Annotated in this window: 15 protein-coding genes; 7 read left to right on the top strand and 8 right to left on the bottom strand. The window is 67.4% G+C overall.

From position 1 onward, the window contains the following. Positions 1 to 123: 123 nt before the first annotated feature. Positions 124 to 1,299, top strand: a complete 1,176-nt coding sequence (locus DTA22_RS30420) for an alpha/beta hydrolase family protein (protein ID WP_112301923.1) — start codon at positions 124 to 126, stop codon at positions 1,297 to 1,299. On the opposite strand, the gene DTA22_RS30415 is transcribed toward DTA22_RS30420, so the two are convergent. From DTA22_RS30415 to DTA22_RS30390, 6 genes are all read right to left on the bottom strand, one after another. After that, on the bottom strand, positions 1,208 to 2,830 hold the full coding sequence (locus DTA22_RS30415; RefSeq protein WP_112301899.1) for a GMC family oxidoreductase: 1,623 nt from the start codon (positions 2,828 to 2,830) through the stop codon (positions 1,208 to 1,210). The genes DTA22_RS30420 and DTA22_RS30415 overlap by 92 nt on opposite strands. After that, positions 2,827 to 4,395: an APC family permease gene (locus tag DTA22_RS30410; protein WP_112301898.1), complete on the bottom strand. Its 1,569-nt coding sequence runs from the start codon at positions 4,393 to 4,395 to the stop codon at positions 2,827 to 2,829. The genes DTA22_RS30415 and DTA22_RS30410 overlap by 4 nt, the downstream gene beginning before the upstream one ends. Before the next feature lie 33 nt (positions 4,396 to 4,428). Then, entirely contained in the window at positions 4,429 to 5,949 is a 1,521-nt protein-coding gene (locus DTA22_RS30405) for an aldehyde dehydrogenase family protein (RefSeq protein WP_112301897.1), read from the bottom strand. Then, positions 5,946 to 7,598, bottom strand: coding sequence for a BCCT family transporter (locus DTA22_RS30400; RefSeq protein WP_112301896.1), 1,653 nt, complete (start codon positions 7,596 to 7,598; stop codon positions 5,946 to 5,948). The genes DTA22_RS30405 and DTA22_RS30400 overlap by 4 nt, the downstream gene beginning before the upstream one ends. Continuing rightward, positions 7,595 to 8,767, bottom strand: a complete 1,173-nt coding sequence (locus tag DTA22_RS30395) for an aromatic ring-hydroxylating oxygenase subunit alpha (protein WP_112301895.1) — start codon at positions 8,765 to 8,767, stop codon at positions 7,595 to 7,597. Before DTA22_RS30395 ends, DTA22_RS30400 begins: the two co-directional genes overlap by 4 nt. 382 nt (positions 8,768 to 9,149) lie before the next feature. Continuing rightward, positions 9,150 to 9,962, bottom strand: a complete 813-nt coding sequence (locus DTA22_RS30390; protein ID WP_112301894.1) for an IclR family transcriptional regulator — start codon at positions 9,960 to 9,962, stop codon at positions 9,150 to 9,152. 198 nt (positions 9,963 to 10,160) lie between these two features. Here DTA22_RS30390 and DTA22_RS30385 point away from each other — a divergent pair, with 198 nt between their 5' ends. Both DTA22_RS30385 and DTA22_RS30380 read left to right on the top strand, forming a co-directional pair. After that, entirely contained in the window at positions 10,161 to 10,505 is a 345-nt protein-coding gene (locus tag DTA22_RS30385) for a bifunctional 3-phenylpropionate/cinnamic acid dioxygenase ferredoxin subunit (RefSeq protein WP_112301893.1), read from the top strand. Then, positions 10,502 to 11,680 (top strand): NAD(P)/FAD-dependent oxidoreductase, encoded by a 1,179-nt coding sequence (locus DTA22_RS30380; protein WP_037226759.1) that lies wholly within the window; start codon positions 10,502 to 10,504, stop codon positions 11,678 to 11,680. The genes DTA22_RS30385 and DTA22_RS30380 overlap by 4 nt, the downstream gene beginning before the upstream one ends. 8 nt (positions 11,681 to 11,688) lie before the next feature. On the opposite strand, the gene DTA22_RS30375 is transcribed toward DTA22_RS30380, so the two are convergent. Continuing rightward, the gene (locus tag DTA22_RS30375) at positions 11,689 to 12,489 is read right to left on the bottom strand and encodes an IclR family transcriptional regulator (protein ID WP_037226757.1); all 801 of its coding nucleotides are present in this window, start codon (positions 12,487 to 12,489) and stop codon (positions 11,689 to 11,691) included. Positions 12,490 to 12,828: 339 nt separating this feature from the next. Between DTA22_RS30375 and DTA22_RS30370 the strand changes: the two genes are divergently transcribed. From DTA22_RS30370 to purU, 4 genes are all read left to right on the top strand, one after another. Then, positions 12,829 to 15,291, top strand: coding sequence for a GcvT family protein (locus DTA22_RS30370; protein WP_112301892.1), 2,463 nt, complete (start codon positions 12,829 to 12,831; stop codon positions 15,289 to 15,291). Beyond that, positions 15,288 to 15,914: a cyclodeaminase/cyclohydrolase family protein gene (locus tag DTA22_RS30365; RefSeq protein ID WP_112301891.1), complete on the top strand. Its 627-nt coding sequence runs from the start codon at positions 15,288 to 15,290 to the stop codon at positions 15,912 to 15,914. Before DTA22_RS30370 ends, DTA22_RS30365 begins: the two co-directional genes overlap by 4 nt. Further along, positions 15,911 to 16,804, top strand: a complete 894-nt coding sequence (locus DTA22_RS30360; protein ID WP_112301890.1) for a bifunctional 5,10-methylenetetrahydrofolate dehydrogenase/5,10-methenyltetrahydrofolate cyclohydrolase — start codon at positions 15,911 to 15,913, stop codon at positions 16,802 to 16,804. The genes DTA22_RS30365 and DTA22_RS30360 overlap by 4 nt, the downstream gene beginning before the upstream one ends. 113 nt (positions 16,805 to 16,917) lie before the next feature. Continuing rightward, entirely contained in the window at positions 16,918 to 17,766 is an 849-nt protein-coding gene (gene purU, locus DTA22_RS30355) for a formyltetrahydrofolate deformylase (protein WP_037226750.1), read from the top strand. A gap of 69 nt (positions 17,767 to 17,835) precedes the next feature. Here the strand turns inward: purU and DTA22_RS30350 are convergent, their stop codons facing one another. Continuing rightward, positions 17,836 to 18,507: a GntR family transcriptional regulator gene (locus DTA22_RS30350; RefSeq protein ID WP_037226748.1), complete on the bottom strand. Its 672-nt coding sequence runs from the start codon at positions 18,505 to 18,507 to the stop codon at positions 17,836 to 17,838. Positions 18,508 to 18,540 lie beyond the last annotated feature (33 nt).

Here is an 18,540-nt window from a genome sequence, read left to right as displayed (position 1 = left end):
TGCCGCTCGGGGGGATCGGAAACGGCGCGCGTCTTACCTCAGACAATCGCTACCCGTCGGCGGTCCTCGCACGGATCTCGCGTGCCCTCGCCAGATGTCATCACGGGTACGTACGGTGACCCGGTGAGCGAACCAACGTGCAGAGTCGACATCGTCTTCGCCCCCGGCGCGGTGGCACACCGCGGAACCGCGGAGGAACTCGTGGGCCGGGCACTGGATGCGCGCGGTCTGACCGGTGATGTGAGGTTCGCCGCGGACACCGCCGGGCTCGAGCGGGCCGTGCAGTCGGCGGCCGGGCGAGGCGAGGTCATCGTCGTGCCCGGCACCGGGGCCTCCTTCACCGCCCCGGCCGGCGGGGCGATTCGCGTCGATTTCGGGGAGTGCGAGGCCGACCGCTCGCCGGGCACCCGGGTCCACATCCGGGGGCGCGGGCTCGACGGTCTGCGCTACGCCGTCGACAGCTGGTTCCACCACCGCTTCCACCCCGGACGGATCGTCCGCTACGGCGATCACCCCGATCAGCGAGTGGAAGTGCGGATCCCGGGCGGTGACGGCCCCTTCCCCGTCGCCGTGTTGGTCCACGGCGGGTTCTGGCGTCCTCGCTGGGAGTTCGACCTGATGGACGCGACGGCGGTCGACCTGACGGCCCGCGGGTACGTCACCTGGAATGTCGAGTACCGGCGCCCTGCGGAGAACCGTTGGGCCGCAATGGCGTCGGACGTCTCCGACGCCGTGCAGGCCCTCGCAAGCGTCCCGGAGGCGGACCCGAAACGTGTGGTGGTCCTCGGCCACTCGGCTGGTGCTCAACTCGCGCTCCGTGCCGCCGCCGACGCCGCGGCCGAGGACGAAGCGGTTCGTCCGGCGCTGGCCGTCAGCCTCGCCGGGGTGCTGAATCTGCGACTCGCCGGCGAACGCCACCTCGGCGAGGGCGCGGTGGCGGACGCCGTCGGCAGCGACTGGGCCGGCGACCGTGCGACGTACGAACGGTCGTCGCCGATCGATCGACTGCCACTGGGCATCCCTCAGCTGGTGGTGTGCGCCGTCGACGACGAGCCGGACATGCTCGAGATGACCAGGCAGTACCACGACGCCGCCGCGGCGACCCCCGACGACGTCGTCCGGATCGAGGGCCCCGGCGATCACTTCACCGTCATCGATCCGGGCAGCGAGATCTGGCGAAGGATCGCCGAGGCGATCGACGCCCGGATCAGACCTCGGACAACGTCGACTCCGCCGCCCGCAGCCCGGCCCCTGCCCGGCCCCGGAGCAGATCCGCGCACCTCTCGGCCATCGTCATGACCGTGATGTTCGGGTTGACGTGCGGCAGCTTCGGCATCGCCGACGCGTCGACCACCCTCAGTCCTCGTACCCCCTTGACCCGCAGTTCCGGGTCGAGCACGGCCATCGGATCGTCGACACCGCCCATGCGGGCCGTGCCCGCGGGGTGATACACCGTGTTGTGGGTCTTGTGGATGTAGTCGAGGATCTCGGCGTCCGTCACCGCATCGGGTCCCGGCGCCAGTTCGCGGGCGATCCACCCGCGGAGCGCCTTCTGCTCGGCGATCTTGCGGGCCAGCTTCACCCCGGACAGCATCACCCGGTCGTCGTGGCCCTCGCTGTCGGTGAAATAGCGAGGGTCGACCTTCGCGCGGTCACGGAAGTCCCGCGACCGCAACCGGACCGTTCCGCGGGAGCGGCCCTGAGTGACGTTGGGTGTCAAGCAGAATCCGTTGTCGGTGGTCGGGTAACCCCACCGCAGTGTGTTCATGTCGAACGGGACGCTGCCGTAGTGCATCATCAGGTCGGGATGGTTCAGGCCCTCACGTGTGGTCGCAAAGAGGCCGATCTCCCACCACTGCGTCGATTCGGTGACCATCGGCTGGGACGCCTCCCAGAACACGAGCCCCTCGACGTGATCGTCGAGGTTCGATCCGACACCGGGCGAGTCGACGCGGACGGGGATCCCGAACTCCGCGAGATGCTCCGCCGGGCCGATACCCGACAGCATCAGCAACTTCGGGGTGTCGATGGCACCGGCCGTCACCACCACCTCGCGTCGCACCGACACCGTGTCGTAGCCGGTGAGGTCGGGGCGCTGGTACCGGACGCCCGTCGCCGTGTGCTGTTCGTCGAACAGGATTTCGCTCACCCAGCAGCCGGTCCGGACCTCCAGGTTGGGCCGGGTCCCGAGGATCGGGTGCAGGTAGGCGTGCGACGACGACATCCGGGTGCCGTCCTCGGACGCGTTGATCTGGAACCATCCGGCGCCGTTGAGCACCGTTCCGCCGCGGTTGAATGCGACGGTCGGCAGCCCCACCGCGGCGGCGGCGTCGAGAACCGCGTGGCCGCACGGGTCGTTCGGCGGGACGTCCCGCAACCGCACGGGCCCGCTGCGGCCGTGGCCGTCGCCGGGGGCGTCGTTGCTCTCCAGCCGGCTGACGTACGGGAGGATGTCCCGCGCACCCCATCCCGACGCCCCCATCGCCTCCCAGTCGTCGAGTGCCTCGGCCGGCGGCCAGAAGGCGATACACGAGTTGTGGGACGAGCAGCCGCCGAGGACCTTGGCCCGGGCGTGACGCATGAAGCTGTTGCCCTTCTCCTGCGGCTCCACCGGGTAGTCCCAGTCGTATCCGGAGTCCAGCAGATGCATCCACTGCGACAGTTCGAGGATCGCCCGGTCCCCGACGTCGGACGGGCCCGCCTCGAGCAGGCACACCGTCACCGACGGGTCTTCGCTCAGGCGCGCCGCGAGTGCGCATCCCGCGCTTCCACCGCCCGCGATCACGTAGTCGAATTCCCCTGCAGTGCTCTTCGATTCGCCGTCGGTCATCGGGCGAGCTCCTTGTCGTTCGGTTCGGATTCCGGCGCGGGCGTTACCACCGCCGCGCAGTGTGACGTCAACGTTCCGATGTGGTGCCGGCCGGTGGTGAGGTACCACAACAGTCCGAACCCGAGGATGACGCCGATGTAGACGAAGGCGCCCCAGGTGTTGTACCACGGTTCGCCGTACACGGCCTCCCGTGGCCAGGCGAGGTTGAGGGCCATGCCGATTCCCCACACGAGTGCGACGATGTTGACGGGCAGTCCCCACTTGCCCATCGTGAAGTAGCCGCCCTCCTTCAGGTCCCGCGGCGGCCACTCACCGCGCAACCTCTTCTTCAGCATCGGGCCGGTGACCATCAGGTAGGCCAGGTAGATCATGATGATCGCGATCGACGTCAACACGGTGAAGATGTGCGGTTGGCCGATGTTGACCACCAGGATCAGCGCGGCCACCACTCCGATCGTCACGGCGGGCACGACGGGTGTCCGCGTTCTCGGGTGGACGCGGGCCAGCCGCTCACCGAACGGGAGTGCGTTGTCGCGGGCCATGGCGAAGGTCAGCCGGATGGCGGCGGTGTGCACCGCCAGCGAGCAGACGGTCACCGCGATCACGATGCACACCAGGAAGATCGTGCCCAGCGGGCCCCACATCACCTGCTCCACGATGTACTGCAGGCTGCCGTCCGACGCGCCGATCTTCGGATCGTCGAGGTCGGGTGCCGCCATCACGGCGAACACGAGGATCGCGCCGCCGATCACGAACGAGGCGAGGATCGCACGGAAGATCGCCTTGGGCGCGGTCCGGCGGGGTTCCACCGTCTCCTCGCCCAGCGAACTCGCGGTGTCGAAGCCGTACATCACGTAGCCCGACGCGAGCGTGGCCACCAGGAACGCGCCGAGGTATCCACCGCTTTCGCCTGCGCCGTACCCGTGGGTGGAGAAGAACACCTGCGGGCCGCGGGTCATGTTGGCGGCGAGGATGATCGCGATCAGCACCGCCGCGATGATCTCGATGAACACCCCGGCGCTGTTGATCATCGCCATGAGACGGACACCGAGCGCGTTGACGACGGTGGTGAAGCCGATCATCACCGTCCCGAGAACGACGGCGTTGGTGGCGAAGTCGTGTTCTCCGGTGCCGTCACCGACGATCTGGAAGCCGCTCCACAGCCGCGGCAGGTTGAGCTGCAGCGCCAGCACAACGGCCGACAGGGTGACGATCGACGCGGTGAGCATCAGCCAGCCCGCGGACCACCCCACTATTCTGCTGCCGAGCGTCTTCGCCCAGTTGTACACGGAGCCGGCGATCGGATACTTGGCGGCCAGCTCCATGAAGCACAGTGCCACGGCGAGCTGGCCGACGAACACCAGCGGCCACGACCACAGGTAGGCGGGGCCTGCGGTGCCGAATCCGAAGTAGAACAACTGGAAAGTGCCGGTCAGAATGGAAATGTAGCTGACGCCCGCGGCGAAGCTCGCGAACTTGCCGATACTGCGATCGAGGGACTCCTTGTAGCCGAAATCCTCGAGTCCACTGTCGTGATCGCCGGTCGTATTGTCGGTACTGGTCATTCGATCACTTCCTGAGAAGTTGAGGTAGGCCTGTCAGGTGGCGGTGAACCAACCCGCGAGAGGCGAGGTCGTGTTGTTCCAGATGTGTTTGACTTCCTGGTATTCCGAGAGTCCTGCGGGTCCGAGTTCGCGCCCGTTGCCGGACTTCTTGAATCCGCCCCATTCCGCCGCCGCGGTGTAGTAGCCGAAGTCGTTGAGCCACACGGTCCCGTGGCGCAGGCGGCGTACCACCCGTTCACCGCGGGCGGCATCCGACGTGCGGACGCCGGCGGCGAGGCCGTACTCGGTGTCGTTGCCGAGCCGGACCGCGTCCTCCTCGGTGGTGAATCTCTCGACCGTGAGGATGGGCCCGAACGTCTCCTCCTGCACGATGTGCATGGAGCGGTCGCAGTGGTCGAAGATGGTGGGCAGGTAGTAGCTGCCGCCGTCGAGTGCGGGATCGGCGGGCCGGGAGCCACCCGTCCGGAGCGTCGCTCCTTCGGAGATACCCAGTGCCACATAGGCTTCGATCTTGTCGCGCTGCGCCGCCGACACGAGCGGCCCGGTCTCGCTGCCGGGATCGAGGCCCGGTCCGACGCGGATGGCCTCGGCGCGCGTGACGAGGGCGGCAACGAAGTCGTCGGCGATCGACTCCTCGACGATCAGCCGCGTCCCGGCCGAGCACACCTGCCCCGAATGCAGGAAGACACCGGTGAGTACCTGGTCGACCGACGACTCCCAGTCGGCGTCGGCGAACACGAGGTGCGGGTTCTTCCCGCCCAGTTCCACGGCGACCTTCGTGACGTGTTTCGCGGCCGTCGCCAGGATGGTGGTGCCGGTCGCGAGTCCACCGGTGAACGAGATGAAGTCGACGTCGCCGGTGTCGGTCAGCGCAGGGCCGAGGTCGGCGCCGCTGCCCTGCACCAGGTTGACGACTCCGGCGGGCACACCCGCCTCCTCGATCAGCCGAGCGAACGCGATCGTGCTCAGCGGCGTGACCTCACTGGGCTTGAGCACCATCGTGCAACCGGCGGCCAGCGCGGGTGCCACCTTCCAGGAGATCTGGAGCAGCGGGTAGTTCCAGGGTGCGATGAGGACGCACACCCCGATCGGTTCGCGAACGACCCGGGAGACGACCGCGGGGTCACCCACGTCGACCACTCGGTCGCTGGAGACGAGGGCGAGCCGGGCGTAGTACCGGAATACCGACACGACGTCGTCGATGTCGATTCGACTCTCCACCAGAGTTTTACCGGTGTCCAGCGTCTCGATACGCGCCAGTTCCTCCTTGTCGCGCTCGAGGAGATCCGCGATGCGCGACAGGAGCGACGATCGCACGGCGACCGCCGTCTCCGGCCAGTCCCCGGCATCGAAAGTCGCCCGGGCCGCCAGCACGGCTCGTCTCGCGTCTTCGGGCGACGCCTCGTCGACCGTGGCGATCACGTTCCCGGTTGCCGGGTCGATGCAGTCGCGGGTGCGCCCCGACGTCGCCGCGACCCACTCCCCCGCGATGAAATTCACCTTCCCGAACAACCTCTGGACGTCGAGATCCGCGGATAGTGCCGACATCTTCATACTGTGTCCGAAACCCTCTCGTGTGCAGACTTTTTCGATGAACCGACGATGAGCGGATCGCGGGAGACGTCCCGATACAGCGAGAAGCACAACCCGATCATCACCAGAAGGAACGGCGCGGCCGCGATGATCGTCATCGTCTGCAGCCCCTGAAGGGCGTCCGAGCCGCCGGTCCAGAGGATGAGTGCCGCGGTGCCACCGGTGAGGGTTCCCCAGAAGATGACGACCCACGTGCTCGGTTCTCGTGCACCCCGCTGCGACAGCGTGCCCATCACCAGCGACGCGGCGTCCGCGCCGGACACGAAGAAGATCGCGACCAGCACCATGACCAGCACGGTGGCGAATCCGGTCAACGGCAGATGGTCGAGCATCCCGAACAACTGGCCTTCGGTCGACGAGCGGGCCGCCAGGTCGACTCCGTCCTGCTGCTGTCCGATGCCGGCGCCGCCGAACACCGCGAACCACACCAGGCTGACCGAGGTGGGAATGACGATCACGCCGACCACGAACTGCCGGATCGTGCGGCCGCGGCTGATCCGGGCGAGGAACATTCCGACGAACGGAGTCCACGACACCCACCATGCCCAGTAGAAGATCGTCCACGACGACAGCCAGGACGCCGTGCCGTCGCCGGAACTCGCGGCCGTCCGTCCCGACATGGTGGCGAGCTGCGCCGCATAGTCCGCGATCGCGGTGGGGAGCAGATTGAGGATGAGGACGGTCGGACCGAGCACGAACACGAACAGCGCGAGAATCACCGCCAGCACCATGTTGATGTTGGACAGCCAGTGGATGCCCCGTGCGACTCCCGACACCGCCGAACCGACGAACGCAAACGTCAGCAGCCCGACGAGGGCAACGAGCGCGAACGTGCCGACGTTGTCCATCCAGCCGATGATCTCGAGGCCGGAACCGATCTGCAGCGCACCGAGCCCGAGCGACGCGGCGGTGCCGAACATCGTCGCGATGATCGCGAGGATGTCGATGACCTTCCCCACGGCGCCTTCCGAGCGGCGGCCGAGAAGAGGGAAGAACGCGGCGCTGATGAGCTGCTTGCGGCCGCGCCGGTAGGAGCCGTAAGCGATCGACAACCCGACGACCGCGTAGATCGCCCACGGATGCAGCCCCCAGTGGAACATCGTCGTGGCCATCGCCGACCCGACCGAGCCGTCCGTTCCCGGCGGCGGGCTCACCAGATGGGCGAGCGGTTCGGCGACGCCGTAGAACATCAATCCGATTCCCATGCCGGCGCTGAACATCATCGCGATCCAGCTCACCGTGCGGAACTCCGGTTTCTCGCCGTCGCGGCCGAGCGGAATCCGGCCGTACCGGGAGAACGCGAGGAAGAGCGAGAAGACGACGAACGCCGACGACGCGGCGATGAACAGCCAACCGAGGTCGGCCACCAGCCAGTCCAGCGCCGCGGTCGACACGACCGACAGGTTTTCCGGCGCCAGCAGTCCCCACAGGATGAGTCCCACACCGAGCGCCGCGGCCGTGCCGAACACCACCTTGTCGACGCTCCGCCGACCCTCGCCGCCGGACGGCGCGGCCGGCTCCTGCTCCTGCGCCTGGTGTCGAGGTTGCGGATCGACACCGTTCACCCTGGGAGGGTCGGTCACCCTCGGTTGTTCGCCGGCGTAGGTCATCGGGGATCCCCGCTCAGCCTTTCCAGTAGCCATTCGTGGAATTCGCCGATGTGGTGTTCCGCGGGCACCAGCACACCCCCGTTCCGGTACGCCTTCGACGCCATCGTGGGCTGGGTCCGCTCACAGGCGTCGAAATCCTGCTGGTTGACTCGGTGGAACAGCTCCACCGAACGGGAGACGTCGCGACCCGATGCGGTGACCTCCGGGGAGTACAGCCAGTCGCATTCGACGATGGTGCGATCCGCGGACACGGGGAACATGCGGTGGAAGATGACGTGGTCGGGCACGAGGTTGACGAAGACCTGCGGCCGGATCGTGATGGCGTAGTACTTGCGGTCCTGGTCGGGACTGATACCGGACAGCGACTCGAATCCGCCGCTTCCGTCGATGGTGAATCCCTCGACCTCGTCACCGAAAGCGGCACCGTGCCCCACGAAGTACTGTGCGGCAAGGCCGTCCGCGAACTCGGGAAGTACCTCGGTGAGCTCGGGGTGGATGGTCGCGCAGTGGTAGCACTCCATAAAGTTCTCGATGATCAGCTTCCAGTTGGCCGCGACGTCGTAGACGATCCGGCGGCCGAGTTCCAGGGTCCCGATCTGGTACCTGTCGATGGCGGCCGGATCACCGAGTCGTTCGGTGACGGCGCCGACGACCTCGTCCTCGAACGACGGCGGCTCGTCGGCCAGGCACACCCATGCGTAGCCGAGCCATTCACGAAGCGCGACCGGCACCAGTCCGTACCGCACCCGGTCGATGTCGGCTCCGGTCTCGTCCCGCAGCGCTGCCATGTTGGGGGCGGCCACCAGTTTGCCGTCGAGTCCGTACGTCCACGCGTGGTAGGGGCACTGAAGGTTTCTGCGGATCTGTCCTTCGTCCTCGGTACACAGCATGGCGCCGCGGTGACGGCAGATGTTGAGGAAGGCGCGCAGTTCCCCGTCGCGGCCGCGGACGAGGAGCACGCTCTCCCTGCCCACCGTGATCTTCCGGAAGGCTCCGGGGTCGGCGAGATCGGCGGCGCGGACGGCGCAGAACCACATCGCCTCGAACAGGTTCTCCTGTTCGTCCGTGAAGATGTCGGCGTCGGTGTAGTACCGGCCACCCAGGGTGGGGATCAGTGCCGGTGCGGGCGCGGAGGCGGGGGCGGGGGCTTGGACGTCCGGAGCGGACATAGATGTCACCGTTTCTTTCGTTGCCGGGAAAGATGCGTGTCGGTCGAGCTGTGACCTGATGTCTGTGTGTGTAGGGAGCGCAGATCGCAAGGGGCGTCGTTGCCGAGAGTGACGACATGCGTGCCCGATCCGCGGCGACCGTTCGAACAGCGGACAGCTGTTCCCGCCGAGTCATCGCGGCGTCAGCATTGTTGCGTCATCGGCAACGCTATGCGATTTACACAACTTAGACTGCGGCCGCCGGACGTGTCAAACATCACATTCGACACTTCTTTCGCGGACGCGACACGACCGAAACACCGCGTTAACCGCGGACGGCCGAAACCCGGGCAAACGGGACTATCCGTTCGTCCCGCCTTGAGGGAGAAGCACTTCCGGGCGTTCAGTCACCCGCGCCGACGGATTGCTGCGCTTCGATCCGCACAACCGCGTCGGCGAGTTCGAGCGCCACCGCCTCGAACCGTTCGGGCGCCAGCCGGTACTCCGGACCGGACACACAGATCGACGCGACGATCCGGTTGGTGACCTTGCTTCGCACCGGCACCGCGATGGAATTGAGCCCCGCTTCGAGCTCCTCGGCCGTGGACGCCCACCCGCGCGACCGCACGTGCTCGAGTTCGACGTCGAACGCCCGGAAGTCGGTGATCGTGTTGGGCGTGAGTGCGCTCAATTGCGGTCCCAACCGGCTTCGGAGCTGGCCGGACGTCAGTTCCGAGACCAGAATCTTGCCGGTCGCGGTCGCGTGCGCAGGCGTCACCTGACCCACCCATGTACGCAGCGCGACGTGGCGATCGCTGCGGGCTTCCAGCACGTTGAGGGTCGCCGCTCCGTCCAGCACGGCGAGATTGACCGTCTCCCCGAAGGCGTCGGCCAGGCGATCGCACTCCGGCTGCGCAACCTCGACGAGCCCGCTCTGCGCGACCGTGGCCTCGGCCAAGCGCACGACCGCGAATCCGAGCTGATACTTGCCGCGGACGCCCGCTTCCTCTACGAATCCGCGTTGCTGCAGCGATGCGATCAGGCGTGACACGGTCGATTTGTGCACGCCGAGACGCACGGCGATCTCCGAGGCGCCGACACGGCCTTCTGCCGCGACTATCTCGAGCACGTCGATGGCACGTTCCACCGCGTGCACGGTCTTCGCCTTTCCTTCTGCGCCCTGGGCCGCGGGCGCCGTCGCCTCGGATTCACTCATGCCCCGAGGTTATGCCCACCGACTTGCGGAACGCAGTTTTTACACGCGAATGCTTGACACCGCGGGGCAGCACCGGAGAGCATTGTGTTGCACAGCTTGCAAGTCGTCGCGCATAGCGCAACAACCGCTCCACAACTTGTCCCTCCACCCCGACGCTTTCGGAGGTATCGAGTGATTCTCGATAACGATTCCCCAGTTGTGACCCACCCCGGCGCCACGGCCTTCCCCGTGTGCGAACTCGCGACACTGCCCGTCGGCGAGGTCGTCACGGTGACCCCGCCGGGCATGGCTCCCGTCTCCGTCTTCCACACCTCCGACGGTCTGTATGCCATCGACGACACCTGCACCCACCAGGACGCCTCCCTCGCCGACGGCTGGGTCGAAGGCTGCACCGTCGAGTGCCCGCTCCACGAGGCGTGCTTCGACCTCCGCACCGGAGTTCCTTCGGGCCCGCCGGCCAAGATCGCTGTCCGCACACACGACGTGTCGATCGTCGACGGCACCGTGCTGCTTCATCTCGACCAGAAGGGCGACGCCCGATGAACACTGTCCCGAATTCCATTGTGGTACTGGGCGCTTCCCTCGCCGGACTGTCGGCGGTCCGCGCACTGCGGGAGAAGGGATACACCGGCCGCCTCGTCGTGGCCGGCAGCGAGCAGTCCCTGCCCTACGACCGGCCGCCCCTGTCCAAGGAATTCCTCACCGGCCACCTGACCGACGAGGATCTGCTGTTGATGAACAGCGACGACGACACACTCGACGTCGAATGGCACATGAACAGAACGGCCACCGGCCTGGTTCGCTCCCCGGACGGGCTCCACCGCGTCACGTTCGACGACGGGTCCCACTTCGACGCCGATGCCGTCGTCGTCGCGACGGGCGCGCGCGCCCGGACCCTCCCCGGACACTCCGGTCTCGCCGGCGTTCACACACTCAGATCGGTCGACGACGCACGCGCACTGCGTGATTCGCTGTCACGGGCGCAGAACCTCGTGATCGTGGGAGCCGGTTTCATCGGCGCGGAGGTGGCGTCCAGCGCGGCCGGCATGAGCCTGCACGTCACCGTCGTCGAGGCGTCACCGACACCCCTGGCAGGCCCGCTCGGCATCGAGCTCGGGGCGATCTGTGCAGGACAGCACGCCGCGCACGGTGTCCGGCTGCTCACCGGGGCAGTCGTCGCCGCACTACTCGGCGACGACGCGGTCGAAGCTGTCCAGCTCAGCGACGGCACGATCCTCCCCGCGGACGCCGTGGTGGTCGGAATCGGGGCCGTCCCCAATGTCGAATGGGCAAGCGATTCGGAACTGATGATCGAAGACGGTTTCCTCACCGACTCGTCGTGCCGCACGAATGTGCCCGGCGTGTACGCGATCGGCGACTGCGCACGGACTTTCGACGACACCCACCAGGTGCACCACAGAAGCGAGCACTGGAGCAACGCCGTCGCCCAGGCCGCCACCGTCGCCGACACGATCATGGCCACACCGTCCGGACCCGTCGCGATCCCGTACTTCTGGTCCCACCAGTACGGCAAGATGCTGCAGTTCGCCGGGACGAGACACAGCACCGACGAGGTCCGGTTCGTCGACGGCGATCCCGGAACCGGCACGTTCGTGGCCACCTACGACCGGGACGGCGACACCGTGGGCGTCTTCGCGATGAACAGTCCCCGGCTGTTCACCCGGTACAAGAAGCAACTCGCCAGGTCGCGGGCCTGATGTCGGCGCTACGTGACGGCATAGCCCAATCGGCTGCTGATCTGCTGGGACGTGTCGAGTGCGGCGCGGGCGACGTCCTCGAACCGTTCCGGCAGCAGCCGGTAGGCGGGGCCGGACACGCTCAGAGCGGCAATCATTTTCGACGTGTAGTCGCGGATCGGGACGGACACCGCGTTCAACCCGAGTTCGAGTTCCTCCTCGGACTCCGCCCAGCCGCGCTCGCGAATGGTTTTGAGCGATTCCACGAGCGCAGGCACATCGGTGATTGTTTTCTCCGTGAGAGCAATCGGAGTTTCTCCCACGCGCTCCGCGAGTTCGCTGTCGGACAATTCCGTCAGCAACAATTTTCCACTCGCCGTCGCATGCGCCGGGCTGCTTTGACCCACCCAGGTATTGGTACCGACGCCGGACGGACCGTCCGCTTTGACGATGCTCACCGATCGATTGCCGTCGAGTATCGACACATTGACGCTCTCACCGACAGTTTCCGCCAGTTCGGCGCACAATTCCTGACTCTGCCGCACCAGATCGCCGTCCGGCGACGCGGTGCGGGCCAGCCGGACGATGGAATTGCCGAGCTGGAATTTTCCCCGGTTCTTCAATTGCGCGACGTAGCCTCGCGAATCCAGAACGGCAACGAGGCGCGACGCGGTCGACTTGTGGACACCCAACTCCTCGGCAATTTCCGTGACGCCGGCGGTACCGAGCCTCGCCAGGATTTCGAGTACCGCCAGAGCGCGGTCCACTGACTGCACAGCGCCGGACGGCCGGCTCCGATCTCCATTCGAATTATCGTCCAATTCAGTCATCGCGACTTCAGGATAGGCGACATCACCGTGCGACGGTTACCTCCATCCACACCCGGTTCCGCGTCATCACCGTCGCGCACGGTGCACATTTCCACGGTCGATCGCGGAATTGGTGCTTTTTCCGGAGCCAATCGTCATGGAATTACGCGCAATTCGGGGTTGACCCCCTCACTCTTCCGGACCTAATGTGTTGATATATCAGTTGTCGACATTGGTTCGGATCAGTCCGATCCGTTTCGCAATTCACAGTCTTTTCCGGCGCCGTTCGAGCCCACACCGAACACCGAATCTTCCGCAACTTCGCCACACACAGGCACCCACCCAACCAGGAGGACCATCATGGGGTCACCGCGCGTAGTGATCATCGGAGCCGGCATCGTCGGCGCGAATCTGGCCGACGAGCTCACCGCTCGCGGCTGGGATCGGATCACGGTGTTCGACCAGGGACCGTTGCCGCTCACCGGAGGCTCCACGTCACACGCACCGGGCCTGGTGTTCCAGACCAACGCGTCCAAGACGATGACCGAGTTCGCCCGGTACACGGTCGAGAAGTTCGTCGGACTCGACGTGGACGGCGAATGGTGCTTCAACCAGCTCGGCGGGCTCGAGGTGGCCACCACCCCCGAGCGACTCGCCGATCTGCACCGCAAGCAGGGCTGGGCCACGTCCTGGGGCATCGAGGGCGCAGTCCTCGACCCGGCCGAGTGCGCGAAGCTGCACCCGTTGCTGGACGAGAAGCGGGTTCTCGGCGGGCTGTACGTGGAGACGGACGGCCTCGCGAAGGCGTCCCGCGTCGTCGTCGCGCTGGCCCGGCGCGCCGAAGCCCGCGGTGCCGTGTTCCAGGGTTCGACGAAGGTGATCGGGATCGAGCAGAGCGGCGGCAAGGTGACCGGCGTCGCCACCCCGGACGGTGTGATCCCCGCCGACATCGTGGTGTCCTGCGCAGGCTTCTGGGGTCCCGACATCGGCGCGATGGTGGGCATGGACGTTCCGCTGCTCCCCCTGGCGCACCAGTACGCGAAGACCGAGCAGATTCCCGAACTCGTCGGGCGGAACACCGAACTCGCCGAGGCCGGCTTCCCGATCCTGCGCCACCAGGACCAGGATCTGTACTTCCGTGAGCACGTCGACCGTCTCGGCATCGGCACGTACGCCCACCGCCCGATGCCGGTGAACCTCCGAGACCTGGACGAGAGCGACGACGTCTCCGCCTCCGACATGCCGTCGATGCTGCCGTTCACGGAAGAGGACTTCGCGCCGTCGTGGGAGCAGAGCAAGTTGCTGCTGCCGTGCCTCGAATCCGCCAAACTGGACGCCGGTTTCAACGGGGTCTTCTCGTTCACCCCGGACGGCGGACCGCTCATCGGCGAGTCCCCGGACGTCGCCGGGTTCTGGATCGCCGAGGCAGTGTGGGTGACGCACTCCGCCGGTGTCGGCCGGGCCGTCGCGCAACTGCTCGTCGACGGCCGCTCCGAGGTCGAACTGCACGGCTGCGACGTGCACCGCTTCGAGGAGATCCAGCTCGCACCCGACTACGTCAGCGAGACGTCGCAGCAGAACTTCGTCGAGATCTACGACGTGCTGCACCCGCTGCAGCCCAAGGAGTCTCCCCGCGACCTGCGGGTCAGCCCCTTCCACTCTCGCCAGAAGGAACTCGGCGCCGTGTTCCTGGAGAGCTCCGGCTGGGAACGCCCGCACTGGTTCGAGTCCAACGCCCATCTGGTGCAGGACCTTCCGGCCGAATGGCAGCCGCCGGCCCGGGAACCGTGGGCGGCGATGTTCCACTCCCCCATCGCCGCGGCGGAGGCCTGGCGCACCCGCACGTCCGTGGCGATGTACGACATGACACCGCTGAAGCGCCTCGAGCTCAGCGGCCCCGGCGCGCTGGCCCTGCTCGACCGGCTGACGACCGGCAAGATGGACAAGTCCGTCGGGTCGGTCACCTACACGCTCGCGCTCGACGACGCCGGTGGCGTCCGCAGCGACCTCACCGTCACGCGACTGTCCGATAACGTCTTCCAGGTCGGCGCCAACGGCAACCTCGACCTCGACTACTTCCGCCGGCAGTCCCCCGACGACGGCAGCGTGCAGATCCGGGACATCACCGGCGGCACGTGCGGGATCGGGCTGTGGGGTCCGCGCGCCCGGGATCTGGTGCAGGCACTGAGCTCCGACGACTTCACGAACGAGAACTTCAAGTACTTCCGTGCGAAGCAGGTCCGCATCGGCGGGGTGCCCGTCACGGCGATGCGCCTGTCGTACGTCGGCGAACTCGGCTGGGAGCTGTACACGTCCGCCGACAACGGTCTGCGCCTGTGGGATCTGCTGTGGGCGGAGGGGCAGAAGTACGACGTCATCGCCGCCGGCCGCGCCGCGTTCAACAGCCTGCGGATGGAGAAGGGCTACCGCTCGTGGGGCAGCGACATGACCACCGAGCACAACCCCTACGAGGCCGGTCTCGGGTTCGCGGTGCGACTGCAGAAGGGCGACTTCCGTGGGCGCGACGCGCTCGACGGCGTCTCCGACGAGACGGTGGAGCGGCGCCTGGCGTGCCTGATGATCGACGACCGCACGTCCGTGGTCCTCGGCCACGAGCCGGTGTTCGTCGACGGACAGCCCGCCGGATACGTCACGAGCGCCGCGTTCGGTCACACGGTCGGGGCGCCGATCGCCTACGCCTGGCTTCCCGCGAACGCAACCGTCGACACCCCGGTGGAGATCGAGTACTTCGGACGCCGCATCCCGGCCACCGTCGTGGCCGAGCCGCTCGTCGACCCCGAGATGAAGAAGATCCGGTCATGACCCTCCGAGACGACACGATCGCCGGATTCCTGGATTCGCTCGCCGATCGAACTCCCGCACCCGGCGGCGGCGCGACCGGCGCGCTCCACCTCGGCCAGGCCGCCGCGCTGGTCTCGATGGTCGCCCGCTACACCACCGGCAAGAGGTACGCCGACCACGGGATGCTCGTCGAACGCATCTGCGCGTCCGCGGATGCGTTCCGCGAGAAGGCACTGCAGTTCGCCGAGGACGACATGGCAGCATTCACGGCCGTCATCGACGCCTACCGGCTCCCCCAGGACACGGACGACGAATCCGGAACGCGCACGTCGGCGATCGCGACCGCCCTCGCCGGCGCGGCCGCGGTCCCCGCCGAGGTGGTGGTCGCGGCAGGCGACGTCGTCGCGCTCGCCGACGTCCTGCTGCCGGTGGCGAACCGCACCGTCGTCAGCGACGTCGCGGCCGCCGCCGAGGCCGCCCGCGCAGCCGCCACCACCGCCCGGGTCAACATCGAGGTGAACCTGCCGGGTATCACCGATGCGGACACCCGCCGGGCCCTCACCGAGTGCCTGTCCGGCGTCGACGCGATCGTCGAGCGTGCCGACGCCGTCACGACACGAGTACGAAAGCAGCTGACTTCATGACCAGAAGCCTCGGTGGCGCCGAACTCGCCACCTCCATCCGCAACGACGCATCCGTCGCCGCCGCGGCCCTCGCCGAAATCGGTGTCCGGCCCAAGCTGGCGGTCGTGCAGGCCACCGACGACGAATCGACCGCCTGGTACGTGCGTTCCATCGCGTCGGCCGCCAAACGCACCGGAATCCTCTGCGACATCGTCGATCTCGGCGCCGTGGCGTCGACCGAGCAGATCCGCAGCACGCTCGTCGAACTCGGCCACGACCCGGACGTCCACGGAATCATCCTGCAGACACCCCTGCCGGACGGCACCGACCTCGACGCACTGCGGGAGGCGATCAACCCCGCGAAGGACGTCGACGGCGCGAATCCGGTCAGCCTCGGCCGTCTCGTCGCGCGTCTACCCGCGTTCGCGCCCGCCACCGCACAGGCCGTCATCGCGCTCCTCGATCACCACGGAATCTCCACGCACGGCAGGACGGCCGCGGTGGTCGGCAGATCGACTGTCGTCGGTAGTCCCGTCGCGCATCTGCTCGTGCAGCGCAACGCGACGGTGACCGTCTGCCACCGGCACACCACCGACCTGGCCGCGGGCACCCGTGACGCCGACATCCTTGTCGTCGCGGTCGGCATTCCCGGACTGATCACGGCCGACCACGTCGCCGACGGCGCCGTCGTCATCGATGTCGGGACCACGGCGACCGCGGACGGGCAACTGCTCGGTGACGTCGACGTCGCAGCCGTCGACGGTCGGGCCGGCGCGCTGACCCCGGTCCCCGGAGGGGTGGGACCGGTGACCACGGCGTTGCTGCTCAACCACACGGTCGACGCCGCCGCGACCCAGTACGCCCAGACTCGATCGGACTCCCTGCTCGCCGGAGCCCGAAGCAGCGCCTGACTCCGTCTCCACCCCTTGACCCGCTCGTCCCGCCTGAAATAGCATGGGCCCATTCTGATATATCAGTTCGCTCGGACTGACACCTCAATTGGTCCGGCATCGAGGAGACCCACATGACCCAGACCTTCACCCTGACGCTCAGCTGCGCTCAGCGTCCCGGGATCGTTCACGCAGTCAGCTCCTTTCTCTTCGAGCAGAACTGCGATATCGCCGAGCACCAGCAGTTCGACGACACCCGCAGCGACGCGTTCTTCCTCCGCACGTCGTTCGTGTCGGCAGAAGACGTCGACATCGAGCGCCTCACAGCCGAATTCGGGAGCGTCGCCGCGAAATTCGGCATGACGTTCAACTTCAACGGCAGCGACCTGCCCCGGGTGATCGTCATGGTCTCCAAGATGGGCCACTGCCTCAACGACCTCATCTTCCGCTGGCGCGCAGGCAACCTCGGCGCCGAACTCGTCGCCGTCGTCTCCAATCACGAGGTGCTGCGCCCGATGGCCGAAGCCGCCGGGCTGCCGTTCGTCCACGTCCCGGTCACGCCGGCCACCAAGCCGCAGGCGGAGGCCAGGCTCCTCGAACTCGTCGACGAGTTCGATGCGGATCTCGTGGTCCTCGCCCGGTACATGCAGGTCCTGTCGGACGACGCGTGCCGGGCACTGCGCGGACGGGCCATCAACATCCACCACTCGTTCCTGCCCGGTTTCAAGGGCGCCAAGCCCTACCACCAGGCATTCGATCGCGGCGTCAAGCAGGTAGGGGCAACCGCCCACTACGTGACACCCGATCTGGACGAGGGTCCCATCATCGAGCAGGAAGTCATCCGCATCGACCACTCCTTCGACCCGGCGCGACTCGCCACGGTCGGGCAGGACGCCGAGGCCCTCGCGCTGTCGCGGGCCGTGCGCTGGCACTGCGAGAACCGCGTCCTGCTGCACGGTCATCGGACGGTGGTCTTCAGCTGAGGCGGCTCCGCCGCCCGTGAGTGGTTAACGAGTCCAGGGACTCGTTAACCACTCACGGGCGCGAAGCGCCTACAGCAGGTCGCGGATGGCCTTCTCGAAGCCGGCGACGTGGGCGAGGGTCAGCGACGAGGCGGTGTCCTCGTCGCCGTCGACGATGGCCCGCAGCAGGGCCACGTGCTCGCGGACGTGGCTCGCGACGTCGGGCAGCCGGTCGAGGAAGAGGCACCAGATGCGGGTGGCGTGCGCGTCGAGGCTGACGAGGATGTCCTCGAGGTGAGGGTTCCCGGACGCGCGGTAGATCTCGCGGTGCACGCGCACGTCCTTGCGCAGGACGTCGCGCGGGTCTTCACTGTCGGCGATCTCGGCGATCTCGTCGGCCAGCGCGGACAGCCGGGCCCGCGCGTCCTGGGACGCCGTCCGCGCCGCCCGGGCCGCCGCGGTCGGTTCGAGTTGCTTGCGGATCTCGGAGATGTCGGCGAGATCGGTCATGTCGACGGCTGTGGCGAACGTGCCGCGACGCGGGTAGGCGACGACGAGACGTTCCCGCTCGAGGCGCTTGAGCGCTTCCCGCACGGGTGTCCGGCCGAATCCGAGTTCCTCGGCGAGACGGTCGTCGTTGATCGGCTCGCCGGGCCGGATGTCCAGCATGACCAGGCGTTCGCGCACGATCTCGTACGCGCGGTCGGCGTTGGTGCCGCCGTTCGATGCCGTGTCCGCGACCGAAGAATGCGCCAGGCTCATGTTCCGTCTCCCTGATTTGCCGGAGCTATTGAC

The sequence above is a fragment of the Rhodococcus wratislaviensis genome (assembly GCF_900455735.1).
GTDB lineage: Bacteria > Actinomycetota > Actinomycetes > Mycobacteriales > Mycobacteriaceae > Rhodococcus_F > Rhodococcus_F wratislaviensis.
Note: the sequence above shows the minus strand (reverse complement) of the source record. Positions and strands in the feature narration are given on the sequence as shown.

What these genes read in the sequence shown, in the direction of transcription:
- DTA22_RS30415 (WP_112301899.1), bottom strand. Translation starts at nt 2,830, where the DNA reads ATGACCGACGGCGAATCGAAGAGCACTGCAGGGGAATTCGACTACGTG.
- DTA22_RS30410 (WP_112301898.1), bottom strand. Translation starts at nt 4,395, where the DNA reads ATGACCAGTACCGACAATACGACCGGCGATCACGACAGTGGACTCGAG.
- DTA22_RS30405 (WP_112301897.1), bottom strand. Translation starts at nt 5,949, where the DNA reads ATGAAGATGTCGGCACTATCCGCGGATCTCGACGTCCAGAGGTTGTTC.
- DTA22_RS30400 (WP_112301896.1), bottom strand. Translation starts at nt 7,598, where the DNA reads ATGACCTACGCCGGCGAACAACCGAGGGTGACCGACCCTCCCAGGGTG.
- DTA22_RS30395 (WP_112301895.1), bottom strand. Translation starts at nt 8,767, where the DNA reads ATGTCCGCTCCGGACGTCCAAGCCCCCGCCCCCGCCTCCGCGCCCGCA.
- DTA22_RS30390 (WP_112301894.1), bottom strand. Translation starts at nt 9,962, where the DNA reads ATGAGTGAATCCGAGGCGACGGCGCCCGCGGCCCAGGGCGCAGAAGGA.
- DTA22_RS30380 (WP_037226759.1), top strand. Translation starts at nt 10,502, where the DNA reads ATGAACACTGTCCCGAATTCCATTGTGGTACTGGGCGCTTCCCTCGCC.
- DTA22_RS30375 (WP_037226757.1), bottom strand. Translation starts at nt 12,489, where the DNA reads ATGACTGAATTGGACGATAATTCGAATGGAGATCGGAGCCGGCCGTCC.
- DTA22_RS30370 (WP_112301892.1), top strand. Translation starts at nt 12,829, where the DNA reads ATGGGGTCACCGCGCGTAGTGATCATCGGAGCCGGCATCGTCGGCGCG.
- DTA22_RS30365 (WP_112301891.1), top strand. Translation starts at nt 15,288, where the DNA reads ATGACCCTCCGAGACGACACGATCGCCGGATTCCTGGATTCGCTCGCC.
- DTA22_RS30360 (WP_112301890.1), top strand. Translation starts at nt 15,911, where the DNA reads ATGACCAGAAGCCTCGGTGGCGCCGAACTCGCCACCTCCATCCGCAAC.
- purU (WP_037226750.1), top strand. Translation starts at nt 16,918, where the DNA reads ATGACCCAGACCTTCACCCTGACGCTCAGCTGCGCTCAGCGTCCCGGG.
- DTA22_RS30350 (WP_037226748.1), bottom strand. Translation starts at nt 18,507, where the DNA reads ATGAGCCTGGCGCATTCTTCGGTCGCGGACACGGCATCGAACGGCGGC.